The 13,279-nt window shown below is 37.0% G+C and carries 11 protein-coding genes; 7 read left to right on the top strand and 4 right to left on the bottom strand.

The window, feature by feature from the left end; translation table 11 throughout:
• Positions 1-107 precede the first annotated feature (107 nt).
• A complete protein-coding gene (locus ACHZEU_RS11080; RefSeq protein WP_404804522.1) occupies positions 108-1,382 on the top strand; it encodes a M20 family metallopeptidase in 1,275 nt (424 codons plus the stop codon).
• Here the strand turns inward: ACHZEU_RS11080 and gerQ are convergent.
• Both gerQ and ACHZEU_RS11070 read right to left on the bottom strand, forming a co-directional pair.
• Entirely contained in the window at positions 1,366-1,701 is a 336-nt protein-coding gene (gerQ, locus tag ACHZEU_RS11075; RefSeq protein WP_404804521.1) for a spore coat protein GerQ, read from the bottom strand. The genes ACHZEU_RS11080 and gerQ overlap by 17 nt on opposite strands.
• A gap of 22 nt (positions 1,702-1,723) precedes the next feature.
• A complete protein-coding gene (locus tag ACHZEU_RS11070; protein WP_004227631.1) occupies positions 1,724-2,149 on the bottom strand; it encodes a cell wall hydrolase in 426 nt (141 codons plus the stop codon).
• Between the two features lie 245 nt (positions 2,150-2,394).
• Here ACHZEU_RS11070 and ACHZEU_RS11065 point away from each other — a divergent pair, with 245 nt between their 5' ends.
• Together ACHZEU_RS11065 and ACHZEU_RS11060 are read left to right on the top strand one after the other, a co-directional pair.
• Positions 2,395-2,565, top strand: coding sequence for a hypothetical protein (locus tag ACHZEU_RS11065; protein WP_004227634.1), 171 nt, complete (start codon positions 2,395-2,397; stop codon positions 2,563-2,565).
• Between the two features lie 236 nt (positions 2,566-2,801).
• Positions 2,802-2,984 (top strand): hypothetical protein, encoded by a 183-nt coding sequence (locus tag ACHZEU_RS11060; protein ID WP_404804520.1) that lies wholly within the window; start codon positions 2,802-2,804, stop codon positions 2,982-2,984.
• A gap of 43 nt (positions 2,985-3,027) precedes the next feature.
• On the opposite strand, the gene hemQ is transcribed toward ACHZEU_RS11060, so the two are convergent.
• Positions 3,028-3,777, bottom strand: coding sequence for a hydrogen peroxide-dependent heme synthase (gene hemQ, locus ACHZEU_RS11055; RefSeq protein WP_004227638.1), 750 nt, complete (start codon positions 3,775-3,777; stop codon positions 3,028-3,030).
• Positions 3,778-3,933: 156 nt separating this feature from the next.
• Here hemQ and ACHZEU_RS11050 point away from each other — a divergent pair, with 156 nt between their 5' ends.
• Positions 3,934-4,767: a lipoate--protein ligase family protein gene (locus ACHZEU_RS11050; protein WP_319839898.1), complete on the top strand. Its 834-nt coding sequence runs from the start codon at positions 3,934-3,936 to the stop codon at positions 4,765-4,767.
• A 36-nt stretch (positions 4,768-4,803) separates the two neighbouring features.
• On the opposite strand, the gene ACHZEU_RS11045 is transcribed toward ACHZEU_RS11050, so the two are convergent.
• Entirely contained in the window at positions 4,804-5,454 is a 651-nt protein-coding gene (locus tag ACHZEU_RS11045) for an RsfA family transcriptional regulator (RefSeq protein ID WP_004227650.1), read from the bottom strand.
• Between the two features lie 235 nt (positions 5,455-5,689).
• Here ACHZEU_RS11045 and ACHZEU_RS11040 point away from each other — a divergent pair, with 235 nt between their 5' ends.
• The 3 genes from ACHZEU_RS11040 (at position 5,690) to ACHZEU_RS11030 (ending at position 13,235) form a co-directional block, all read left to right on the top strand.
• Positions 5,690-5,914 (top strand): DUF1450 domain-containing protein, encoded by a 225-nt coding sequence (locus ACHZEU_RS11040; protein WP_004227652.1) that lies wholly within the window; start codon positions 5,690-5,692, stop codon positions 5,912-5,914.
• Positions 5,915-6,116: 202 nt separating this feature from the next.
• Positions 6,117-7,424, top strand: a complete 1,308-nt coding sequence (locus ACHZEU_RS11035) for an HD domain-containing protein (RefSeq protein ID WP_404804519.1) — start codon at positions 6,117-6,119, stop codon at positions 7,422-7,424.
• Positions 7,425-7,796: 372 nt separating this feature from the next.
• Positions 7,797-13,235: a collagen binding domain-containing protein gene (locus ACHZEU_RS11030; RefSeq protein ID WP_279493830.1), complete on the top strand. Its 5,439-nt coding sequence runs from the start codon at positions 7,797-7,799 to the stop codon at positions 13,233-13,235.
• The last annotated feature ends 44 nt before the right edge of the window (positions 13,236-13,279 follow it).

Genomic DNA, 13,279 nt, shown 5'->3' with positions numbered 1-13,279 from the left:
TCTTTCAAAGATAGGGATTTAAATCCTATCCATTTTGTAAGAATTTATAGTACACTACTAATATTACTTGCAATATTTCGAAAATATCAAAAGTGAGGTTACGTAGTATGGAAAAACTATTTACATTACTGGATGCTAACTATAATGAGATGGTAGGGATTCGTCGCCATTTACATGAATACCCTGAATTATCCTTTGAAGAAGTCGAAACGCCATCCTATATAGCTACTTTTCATAGAGAATTGGGTCATGTGGTTCGAGAAGGAGTGGGAGGACGTGGCGTCGTAGCGATATTACGTGGCGGAAAGCCGGGCAAAACGGTGGCTTTACGAGCTGACTTTGATGCATTAGCGATTCAAGAAGAAAATGATGTACCTTACAAATCTAAAATAGCTGGAAAAATGCATGCATGTGGACATGATGGACATACAGCTACATTGCTTGGGCTAGCTAAGGCATTGAATGCGATGAGGGACCAAATTGAAGGCAATGTCGTATTTATTCATCAGCATGCAGAGGAAGTGGCTCCAGGTGGAGCTAAGCCGATGATTGAGGATGGTTGTTTAGAAGGTGTAGATGTTATTTTTGGTACACATTTATGGGCACCTACACCATTAGGAGAAATATTAGTGAAAGATGGGGCCATCATGGCTGCCGCGGATAAAGTAGAAATAACGGTACAAGGAAAGGGTGGTCATGGCGCAGAGCCTCATCATTCTATTGATGCAGTTACCCTAGCCTCCCAATTTGTCGTTAATGCTCAACAGCTTGTTTCAAGACGAATAGACCCATTGAAATCAGCTGTTTTAACAATCGGTCATTTTGAGGCAATTAATCCATTTAACGTTATAGCTGATCGGGTAGTTTTAGCGGGGACAATTCGTACATTTGAAGAAGAAGTACGCATACAAATGGAACAAGAGTTAGAAGCAGTATTAAATGCGACTTGTCTGGCATTTGGGGCAAGTTACGAATATCGTTACACAAGGGGTTATCCACCTGTTTATAACCATCAGAGAGAAACCGAGTTTTTGGAACAATTGGCGTCGACTGTACCAGGGGTAGATCAAGTAATAACATGTCCGCCATTTATGATTGGGGAAGATTTTGCGTATTATTTAGAAAAAGTACCAGGCACATTTTTCTTCACAGGAGCTAAAAAGCCAGAATGGGAAACGGCTTATCCGCATCATCATGCACGCTTTGATTTTGATGAACGTGCYATGCTAATTGCAGCAAAAACSTTAGGTAAAGCAACCTYAACGTAYTTMAAAGAAAATTGMAYAWAGCGARTGATAARAATCCGCATACGCCCAWCGACTTTKKGKCAGTKWGTGTATWGCGGATTWTTACTKAGRGMWRGAATTATGGATTTTGATTAAAGTAAGCCATTTCCTCATCATACTCAGCAAAATCGAAATAAATCATAGGGAAAAGMAAACGWTGATTAGACTTAAGCTCACGAATAATGACATGATCTCGACCAGCTGCTTCTACCACACCACGAACAGTTTTTGTGTTTTTTCCCTGCTCTACTGCGTGCTCAAAAGAAAAATGGAAGGTAGCTGGTTTTCCACGGTTCAAACGCAAAATATTTTCTATATAGGACTCCTCACGGCCAGGTGGTCGTCCGCTCGGAAGTGTGACTGGAGGAGGAGTCATTTGTTGTTGCGTTGTTGGTGTCCAATAATAAGGCATCATCAATTATCAACCTACTTTCTTTTTAAATTTGAGGACAATCTTGTTCAGTTGGCGAGAAAAAACAATGGGATTTGAACCTGCCAGTATTCCATTGGCCATACCATTGTGCAGGACAATCACCTGCTGGCATGAAAAACCACAAAGAGCGGGTAGCTGGATGAAATCTTTCACCCTGAATCACCCTTTTAGCTAACCGGATATCTTGATCACGTGCTCTTTGATAAAAATAACCCTTTTGTGTTGCCTCAAAGCCTCCCGGACGCTGATAAACCATTTGTTCAATTGTTCGAATATCACCAAAATCTAAACAATCACCTCTTACACGATTAACGCCAACATTCCCAACCATCAGCATGCCTAACTCTCCTTCGCCTTCTGCTTCGGCACGCATTAGTCTTGCAAGTAGGGCTGTCTGTGCATCATTCGTCTTAATAACAGCGATTTTCATACCTCCTCGCAGACAGTATATGCACGAAGGTATAGTAGTCATGTTCAATTTTGTTAAGAAAGACAATCACATATTAAAGTTACTATGCATATAGTAGTAATAACGACAAGTACGTAGAAAATACTTCAAATCCTGCAAGGCCCGATAGTTTTTATAGCAAAAAGGGTAAATAGAAAAAAATAGATTTAGGGGAACGTGAGATCAATGAATTGCATGTGTATCTAATACATGTGAGGTGATGGCTTATGGAAATTGGCGTTTGGTTTGGGATCTTATTAAGTGCAGTACTGGCTTTTCTATTAGGGGAGTTTTATGGACAGCCGCTCCACTGGTATCTCTTTATTGTTATTATAGTGATTGGTTTTTTTATTCAAACGGTTATCTTAATTTTAAAAGTAAAGAACGAGAGCTCTTAATGAGGTATATAGAAGAAACGTGTTGAGGTTAAGAAAGTGTCATCGCTAAAAGATGGCACTTTTTTATATTGTGAGTAATAGTGTGGAAAGCAGAGCATCAGGAAAAATGCCTTTACAATGCTTGTTTTAGCTGCTATCCAATAAGACATAATTATTCTTGCCTAGTAAGTATATTAAAAATATAGCGTGACATACTAAAATTGACTTTATTTTTGCTTTTATGAAGGAGCGTTTCCATGCGTATTTTAAGTATGTTTGTAGCGATCATCATCAGCGCTTTTCTGGCAGTTGGAATAGCAGAATATTGTCATCAACCATATAATTGGTATTTAGTTTTTCTTATGATTCTAACTGGGATTTTTATTCATATTATTATTTTAATATTCGAATCCGAGAATGCAGAAGAAAACGAAATTTAAAAATGCGAGTCMATCATTACGGACTCGCATTTTTAATTAGATATTAAACAGTTAAGAATTTAACCAATTTATCTTTATCAAGAAGGTTTCCGACGAAAAATTCCCCGAATTCGCCATAGCGTGCTGACACTTCGTCAAAGCGCATTTCATATACTAATTTTTTGAATTGCAGTACGTCATCAGCAAATAAAGTTACGCCCCATTCGTGATCATCGAAGCCTACAGAGCCAGTGATAATTTGTTTTACTTTACCAGCATAGCCGCGACCAATCATTCCATGTGAGCGCATTAATGATTTACGCTCATCCATTGATAGCATGTACCAATTGTCGTTCCCTTGACGGCGTTTATCCATTGGATAGAAGCATACATATTTAGCCCGTGGAAGTTCAGGATATAGACGCGCACGTACATGTGGATTTTGATAAGGATCTTCATTTGATTCGCCAGCTAAATAGTTTGAAAGCTCTACCACAGATACATAGGAATATGTAGGAATTGTAAAATCTGCAATAGCTAATTTATTGAATTCTGCTTCAAGCTCTTGTAACTCATCCATTGTTTCACGCAATGTCATAATCATAAAGTCAGCTTTTTGACCAACGATTGCATAGAAAGCATGAGCACCTGTTTTAGCTACGTCTGCTTCGTTCAGTTTTTCTAAATAAGCAATAAATTCCTCTACTGCTGCTTGACGTTCCTCAGCAGATACAAGTTTCCAAGATGCCCAATCAATTGAGCGGAAATCATGTAAAGCGTACCAACCATCTAACGTAATTGCTGCTTCATTCATTATTGAAAACACTCCTTTATAAGTGAATACCATTCAAAAATTAGTTTATCATAGTTTGTACAAAAACCCTAAGTTCATGATAGTAATTCACGAATTTGACACCATCTAAAGATCATGTATTCTAAAGAGAAGAGATGTAATAAGAGGAGTACCAAAATGAAACATATTTTACAACAGCCAATTTGGCGTTATTATGATCAATCCATTAGTGCTAAGCAAAGATCACCGCTTGAATCTTTTGCGACGGACGATACATTGTGCCAATTAGTTGGCCAATTGATGTCTCCTCCTACAATTCGTACATGGGTTCATGAGGCATCTGTTGTGCTAGGTATTCAAGACCATCGGTTACCTTATGTTCAGCAAGGTATGGAATTACTAGAATCTAGAGGCTATCATCCTATTGTTCGTAATTCTGGTGGACTAGCTGTTGTGCTAGATGAAGGAGTTCTCAATATTTCCGTGGTATTGTCTGAACAAAAAGAGTCGCTCAGTATAAATGATGGCTACGATGTGATGGTGGACCTTGTGAAGGGATTGTTCCCAGAAGTAGCTGAAAAAATTGAGGCTTATGAAATAGTGGGCTCTTATTGCCCAGGTTCTTATGATTTAAGTATTGATGGGAAAAAATTTGCTGGTATTTCACAAAGACGCTTACGTCAAGGGGTGGCAGTGCAAATTTATTTATGTATTGAGGGGAGTGGCTCACAGCGCGCGGCACTTATCCGTGACTTTTATGAAGAAAGCTTGCAACAAGAGGAAACAAAATTCGCATACCCTCAAATCGTACCAGAAGTCATGGCTTCGCTATCGGAGCTTGTGGACCCCTATTTAACAGTAGAAGCGGTTGTTATTCGTCTTCAGCAACTACTTAATCAGTGGGCCGAGGAAGTACGTCCACAGTCCTTTTGCGACGAAGAATTAACGTTGTATGGTTTTTATTTACAGCGCGTTTTTGAGCGCAACACCAAAATGCTTGAACGTAAGTAAGCTGGTTGATTATATGAAACGGAAAAAGCGATGCGGCTAATTTAGCGCATCGCCATTTTCTGGTTGATAAATAGAACTGCTAGTTACAAGATTTCCGTTCTTCTCCATTTTAAAAACAGGTGCAATTCGCTCTTCCTCTTCATCAAGCGTAACAAGACGTCTAGCACGATTCATAATTTGTACAAATTGCTCGTAATCTTTGCGAATCGCTCGATTTTCCTCTTCTAGTTTTGTAATGGTTTTCTCTAGTTTTTTATTTTTCTCAGATGTTACATGTACAAGTTGTCGCCATTTTGAAGATTCATTTCCTACTTCACCAGAATGCTGTAAACGTAGTAAATAAGCTATGACAATATCAAGAGAAAGGGCAGATAGTGGAATTGATTTTCCTTCTGCAGCACTATTATTTACGGTAAACATACTAGAAGCACGGCGTCTTGCTGGCGCTCCCAACACTCGCATTCTCTCTTTTCTTTCCTTTTTAGCTTCTGCTAATTGTTCCTCGTATTCTTTACGAACAACGGCATTCCAACGAAAACCACAGGCTGCCGCAGTACGATTTAATGCATCGCCTGCTTCCTCAAAGGCATTAAGCTGTGTGCTTCCTTCTGTTACATGACGGATTACAGCCTCTGCTAGTAATTCATCGTTTTCTTTTAACCAAGCATCTTGTCTTACTTTACTCATATTAAAATCCTCCCACCTTTATCTGGAACTTGTTATTTAAGACTAGCATGACCAATCTTTTAACCTTTTATTCATCTATGTAGAAGGAATTATGCTTGAATAGAAGGGGAAAAGTACGATACAATACCCGATGTAGGTTTGCGCACATACTGCATACTTAAATATGTGAAGGTCATGTGTGCAATAGAGCGAGATTATGTTTGAAAAATACTATATAGAAAGGGTTGTTGACAAAATGGCAAACGAATTTAAAGTTTGCGATGAATGTCAGGCCGTTAACTTAAAAACGTTAATTCCAAAATTAAAGGAAATCGATCCTGATGCAACCATCGAAATTGGCTGTCATTCTTACTGTGGTCCAGGACGCAAAAAGACATTTACCTTTGTAAATAGCCGACCTGTTGCTGCATTAACAGAAGATGAACTAATGGAAAAGGTTTTAGCAAAATTAAAAAAGTAAAACTAAAAGCTATCTCTACTTGGGGGATAGTTTTTGTTTTGCTTTTTTTATATGTTGAGAAATAWRMCCAWTATAAAKATAAAAATAATGATAAAGGTWATCGAAATAGGTTGTTAATATCTATAGAAAAATGGCAATAAGTATGCTAGTCCTAGATTTATCGCATATAATAGAACTATAACAAAATGGGGGTGCTATCCAAATGACATATGCAAACGCTAAATTAGAAGAAGAAAAGGTATTTAAAGATCCAGTACACCGTTATGTACATGTTCGAGATCAAGTGATATGGGATTTAGTGGGTACAAGAGAATTTCAGCGTTTACGTAGAATTCGTCAACTAGGTACCACATTTTTAGTATTTCATGGAGCAGAGCATAGTCGCTTTAGTCATTCTCTGGGGGTTTACGAAATTGTACGTCGCATAGTAGATGATATCTTTGTAGGGCGTCCAGATTGGGATGAAAGTGAAAGATTATTAGTGTTATGTGCAGCCCTTTTACATGATTTAGGTCATGGCCCATTTTCCCATGCCTTTGAAAATGTATTTGAGCTTGATCATGAATATTTTACAAGGCAAATTTTGTTGGGAGATACGGAAGTAAATGCGATCTTAAAAAAAGTGGCAGCTGATTTTCCTGAAAAGGTATCCCAAGTAATTGAAAAGACATATCCAAATAAGCAAGTAATTAGTTTAATTTCGAGCCAAATTGATGCAGATCGTATGGATTACTTACAACGTGATGCTTATTTTACAGGTGTAAGCTACGGTCATTTTGATATGGAACGGATTTTAAGAGTAAKGCGTCCAAGAAAAAACCAAGTAGTAATCAAAGCAACAGGCATGCATGCGGTGGAAGACTATATAATGAGTCGCTATCAAATGTACTTACAAATTTATTTCCATCCTGTTTCACGAAGTGCAGAGGTAATTTTAAATAATATATTAAAAAGAGTAAAACAATTAAGCTTAGCGGGCTATACATTTAAGCATGAGCCTACTCATTTCCTAGCATTTTTCCGAAATGTTATTACATTAGAGGATTATCTTGCGTTAGACGAGAGTATACTTTTTACATATTTTCAGTTATGGATGCAAGAGGAGGATGCCATTCTAAGTGATTTAAGCCGCCGCTTTGTGAATCGTAAGCTATTTCAATACATTGATTTAGACCCTGGAGTAGAGCTCAATAAATATCAAAAACTCCAAGAGCTTTTCAAAAAGGCRGGATTAGACCCCGATTATTATCTTGTACATGATACAACAGCAGATCTGCCATATGATTTTTATAGACCAGGAGAGGAAGAAGTGCGTGTACCAATTTTTTTAGAAATGAAAAATGGTGAGCTACGGGAGCTTTCACGTGAATCCATTATTGTGGATGCTATCTCAGGGCGTATGAAACGAGATCATAAAATCTATTTCCCATTAGATTTCTTAGAGGACGATTCAACAAACTCAACTGTAAAAAAACAAATATTAATGTTATTAAGGAAAGACAATAAATAAATATAAATTTTAAAAATAATAAAGCAGTAAACACGTTCCAATGGGATGTTGTTTACTGCTTTATTATTTTTAGATAATTGTTTAGAAACTGTTAAGTTGAATTAGATATAATTAATCAATAATTTTGAAATGGAGGTGGTGCAAATTGATTGTTGTGATACAAAAGTGCCGTGAAGATATGTGGAAACATATTTGAGTGATTCTAATGACCTATATTAAGATAATGGTTGATTTTTATTTGAGATGTTTCCATAAAAATTAAAGGAAAGAGAGAGTGACCTATTGTTTGTTCATTCCTTTCCTAAAACTGAAAGGATCAATCTTTGTAGCAAACAGTATCAGGTATCTCTCTAACTAAAAAAGGAGAGAAACATGAAAAAATTAAACATAGCGATAATTATATTGCTACTTGTATTTCAAACAGTACTTTCACCAATTTCAGTGTTTGCCGACGAGAGTCAACCACCTGTGACTCCTCAAAATGAATCTAGCGAAAATACTGTGATTGATTCTGATGGAGAAGTAGGAAACCAAAATACTACAAGTGAAATACCAAGTGAAGATGCTGCTGAAGTGACAACTCCAGAAGATGAAACAAAATCAGAAGAGCAAACAGAAGGACAGCAAGAAGAGCAGCCAGAAGAACAACAAGAAGAGCAACCAGAAGAACAGCAAGAAGGACAGCCAGAAGAACAACAAGAAGAGCAGCTAGAAAACCAGCCACAGTTAATAATGCCATTAGGTGCGCCAGTAGGTTACCCTGTTGAAAATATGCAAGCAGATGTGATGATGTCATTTAGTGGCTTAAAGCTCTTTTCACAAGGTGGAGCATTAATTACAAATGCTACAGATTTAGCAAATTATTCAGGGCCAAAACCTAAAAAGGGTGATGTAGTATATCTAAACTACACATTCTCTTTGGATCCAACAATTGATTATGGAATAGGTTCTACGTTCACATTCCAATTACCTGCCAATATGATTGAAGAGTACACAGCAGGTTCTTTTAATCAATCAAGAACATTAACAGAGACTGGTGATTGGTTAGCCTATTCGTCAAGCTATAACAGTGCTACAAAAACAGTAACAGTCACAATAGATAGTGAATTAGAACAAGGACAATCAGGTAGTATGAACTTTGAGTTTATGGCGAAATTTGATAACTTTGCTGATGAAAGTGAACTTGAACAATCATTAATAATCCCTGTGCTTGGAGGAGCAGATGTTCAACTAGACTTTGAATTTGCACCTACAGATAGTGGGGAATTACTAACTAAAAATGCTGGTTCTATTACACGAGACGCAAGTGGTGAAGTAACGATTCCCTGGACAGTTTGGGTGAATACTGGTGGGCAAAAACTTGAAAGTGCAAGTTTGAATGATGTACCAGATATAAAGCATGAGCTGGCTGGAAATATTACAGTTGAGCGATACAAAATAGGATTGAATGGGTTTAATTCAAATAGCCCAGGTGCTGTAGACGATACAAACATTGAAACCTCATTCCCTATTTCATTGACAGATGGATACTATGCATACAAAGTAACATATAACACTGTTGTAACAGCAGATCCAACTGCATCAAGTATGTCCTATACAAACGTAGCTACTTTGACAGGGACAAATATTCCTGCTAACACAACAGCCAATGGAACACAAACTGTACAATATGGACCGAGCTTAGATAAAACAAGAAGTGGCGATAAATATAATTCGACATGGACAATCAAGTATAACTGGCTAGGTCAAAAAATACCTGCTGATAAAGCGAAACTAACAGATACACTAACAGGCTCGTCGCCAACAACTGGTAAGCATAAAATTGATTACAGTAGTTTTGAAGTATATCGTGTAACTTTATCGAATGACGGTCAAACGGAGCAATCTTCAATTCTGTTAAGTGAAGGTCAAGATTATAGCTTCGATTCACAAAATAATTATAATTTTATAATCAACTTTGATCATTCAACAAATACTACAGGTCCAGCTGGTGAGGTGACATCAGCGTTTAAAGTTGTCTATGATACAGAGCTGGAAGATGAATTTGTTACAGATGCAAATACGGGCACGATTACAAATACTGTAACAAGAGGAGATAGTGGTTCAGACACAGCAACTCTAGACCTGGCTTCAAACATCTTTAATAAAGCACGCGGGGCAATTGACTATGTAAACAAAACAATTACATGGACTTTAACCATTAATGCTGAGAAAGATTTGAAAAACTTTGTAATAGAAGATGACTTTACAACCACAAATAAAGCTGGAGAAACGTTAAAACACACTTTAACACCATGGAACGGTACTGACTTCTATGAGGTTACTGGTGCAAATGGTTTAACGTACACGATTACAGATAAGGGGGGGAGTGCCCCAACTATAGGCAACGAAGGTTTTAAAATGGAATTTTCAAGTGACATTCCAAAAGACCGCACAGTTACTATTCGATACAAAACAAAGTACGATATTAAGCCAAACGGAGGTGTAGCAACCGCGTATATTAATACGGCTGATGCAACATGGGATGGCGCAATAGATTCTCATAACCAAGCATTAGATAGAACTGCTAATTATACGCCAGATTCTACTTCTCCAACAAACAATAATGGCTACAAAAAAGTTGTCGTAGATAACCAGACACAAGAGTTTTCTTGGCGTATTGGGGTTAATATCAATAAACAAGATATAAACAGTGCTACCTTAACAGATACATTAGGTGCGGGTCATTATATTCCTGTTCCAGATGGTCAAACATTAAAAGATCAAATTACCATATCTAAGCTAAACTTAACAACAGAAGAGGGAACAAAAAATGGTACATTAGATCCTGCTAAATGGACTGTTACAGAAACACTAACAGATAACAAGGTTACAGGTTTTGAAATTACGTTTATTAACCTAGATCCAATTACTGATAACAACGAAGCGTATTTAATTGAATACAAAACAAAAGATGCTGACGATATTTATGGTCAAAACTCAACTAATGCTCCAAGAGATTACACAAATACAGCGACTCTAGATACTCCACACAATGGAAGCTATAATTATAATGCAACAGCAAAAATTAGTAATCTTGCAAATGAGTTAATTAAAAAAACAGCGACACCTGTTCCAGCCAGCGATATTATTAATTGGGCAGTTACAGTAAATGCTTCTAATTCAAAATTAGGAAATATTACATTAACAGACAAACCATCAAGTAACCAAAAAATATTAACAAATACGTTCAAGAAACAAGAGATTAAACTAAATGCAAATGGGACTTCTCAAAATATAGGATCCCCTATTACTGTGGATGCTAGCGAAATTGTCCTAAATCAAGATGGTAGTTTTAGTCTTAATTTGGGAGAATTAAATGGCAAAGGTTATGTTGTTACGTATTCCACATTCTTTATGGGGGATGGTAACGCGGGTGAAACAATTTCTAATAGTGCCTCTATTGGTTACGCTGGAGCAACAGCTGCAGGTACAAGTGACCACGGTGGCGATAGCAAAACATTTAAATATAGCTCATCTGATACAAGTGCATCAGGTGTTAAGGGTACATTGCAATTAAAAAAATATAAAGTAAATCCTTTAACAGGTAAACGTGAACAGTTTGCTGGTGTTAAGTTTGAATTATGGAATAAAAATAACACAATCAAACTTGATGAAGGAACAACAGATGCAGATGGTACATTGACATTTGAACAAGTGCGTTACGGAAAGTATACGTTAAGAGAGGAATCACCAGGGGGCTATATTGCGATTGCGCCAATCACGATTACAATGGGAGCAAATATAGATATTACTCCAGGTGTGGATGGGAAAGCATATGTTATTGATAACATTGAGGATGTTAATTTAACAAATGCCTGTCCAGCATTCACATTAACAGTGAAAGATATTGATGGTAATGCTATTGCTAATAAAAATATTAAATTAATTGATAGCAACGGCAATGCAAAATACACGGGCACAACAAATGCTGCGGGGCAAGTATCAGATATTAAGCGACCTGGTACAGGTGGTAAAGAAGTCCAAGCAGGCGTGTATACATTAGTGGACGAAAATGACATTCCTTTAGGTACTGTTACCGTTAAATATGGTACTGGAGAATGTCAAGATACAGTCCAACCTACAAATTCATGTCCTAACTTTAAAATTACTGTAAAAAATGAGAATGGAAATCCACGTCCAAATGTATCAGTTACACTTAAAGATCTAAGTAATACTGTTATAGCTACTGGCACAACAAATAGTGATGGTCAATTCATCATTGATAAAACAACTCCAGCAGGAAAATATAAGCTATATGAGGGTACCCAGTATTTAGGTGAAGTAAATGTTACGTATCACAATGATAATTGCCAAAGTGAAGTACAGTTAGCACCAAAATGTGAAACGTTTGAATTAACTGTCTATGATGTTGATGGTAATTTAGTTGCAGATGGTACTTCAGTAACGGTTAAAAATAAAGATACAGGTAACATTATAGCTACAAAAACTACAAAAGACGGTGTAATTGAATTAAGTGATTTAGAGCCAGGTGTTTACACAGTTGTAGTTGATGGAGAAGAAATTGATGAGTTTGAAAGCAATATCGATTGTAAAGCGAGCGTTCAACCAACACCAAAATGTGAAAACTTCACAGTAATAATCAAAGATAATACTGGCATCATCAAGCCAGGTAACGATGTCATTATTAAAGATAAATCTGGAAAAGTAATCTCAACAAATAAGGATAAAGATGGAAATTTAACATTTGTATCTAAAACAACTCCTGCGGGTAAATATGATGTATATGATAAAAATATTTACTTAGGTGAGATAGAAGTTTCTTATGCGAGTGTTCCTTGTGAAATTACATTATCAATTGCACCAGTTTGTCCAGCCTTTACATTGACAATTAACAATATGTTTGGTCAACCACGTGTAGGCGTAAAAGTAACAATAACAGGTGAAGATGGTATACAGGTTGAAGATAATGGTTCAACAGAGTTTATAACAGATAGTAAGGGTCAAATTACGATCAATAATTCAATTATTAAGCCAGGTAAGTATATTGTAAGGGAGAATGGTAAGACAATTATTGGTACAGTTATCGTGGGTAATACATGCGAGGCTAAAATTCAGCCAAGTCTACCAGTAACACCTCCTACAACTAATCCAGGAAATCCAGATCCAGACCCAGAAAAACCAGTGGATCCGAACAAACCGAATCCAGATCCAGAGAAACCAGTGGATCCGAACAAACCGAATCCAGATCCAGAGAAACCAGTGGATCCCAACAAACCAAATCCAGATCCAGAGAAACCAGTGGATCCGAACAAACCAAATCCAGATCCAGAAAAACCGGTGGATCCGAACAAACCAAATCCAGATCCAGAAAAACCGGTGGATCCGAATAAACCAAATCCAGATCCAGAGAATCCTGTAGAACCAAACAAACCAAATACAGATTCAAATAATTCGGCCAATCCTGGAAAAACTGAGGGATCTAAACCTTCTGTTCAAGGTGTCATTGATCAAGGGAAAAACTTACCGCCTTATAATCCAACTAAAGCTACAAAAGATACATTAGATGCTTATAAGGATTTCTTGAATAAATATAGTCAATTAACTAAAGAGGAACAGGAAGCTGTTGCAGAATCACTTGATATTAACAAAATTAAATCGGATGCAAAACGATTAGAAGCTCAATTAAAAGCACAAGGTAAATTACCTCAGACAGATGGTGCCGATCAAACAGCACTAATGCTGATTGGAGTAGCACTTATTCTTGGTGCATTATACTTCTTACGTCGCCGCAACGCTGAAGTTAAATAATTACTTAAAAGAAGAAGCCCCTAAGACTCTTAAATCTTAGGGGC

Source organism: Lysinibacillus sp. S1 (assembly GCF_044986265.1).
Taxonomy (GTDB): Bacteria; Bacillota; Bacilli; order Bacillales_A; family Planococcaceae; genus Lysinibacillus; species Lysinibacillus capsici.
The sequence above is the reverse complement of the archived record's forward strand: the minus strand, read 5'-3'. Positions and strand labels throughout refer to the sequence as shown.

Coding starts and splice junctions, on each gene's coding strand:
- ACHZEU_RS11060 (WP_404804520.1), top strand. CDS start 2,802: ATGCGTATTTTAAGTATGTTTGTAGCGATCATCATCAGCGCTTTTCTG.
- ACHZEU_RS11045 (WP_004227650.1), bottom strand. CDS start 5,454: ATGAGTAAAGTAAGACAAGATGCTTGGTTAAAAGAAAACGATGAATTA.
- ACHZEU_RS11070 (WP_004227631.1), bottom strand. CDS start 2,149: ATGAAAATCGCTGTTATTAAGACGAATGATGCACAGACAGCCCTACTT.
- ACHZEU_RS11030 (WP_279493830.1), top strand. CDS start 7,797: ATGAAAAAATTAAACATAGCGATAATTATATTGCTACTTGTATTTCAA.
- ACHZEU_RS11040 (WP_004227652.1), top strand. CDS start 5,690: ATGGCAAACGAATTTAAAGTTTGCGATGAATGTCAGGCCGTTAACTTA.
- ACHZEU_RS11050 (WP_319839898.1), top strand. CDS start 3,934: ATGAAACATATTTTACAACAGCCAATTTGGCGTTATTATGATCAATCC.
- ACHZEU_RS11065 (WP_004227634.1), top strand. CDS start 2,395: ATGGAAATTGGCGTTTGGTTTGGGATCTTATTAAGTGCAGTACTGGCT.
- hemQ (WP_004227638.1), bottom strand. CDS start 3,777: ATGAATGAAGCAGCAATTACGTTAGATGGTTGGTACGCTTTACATGAT.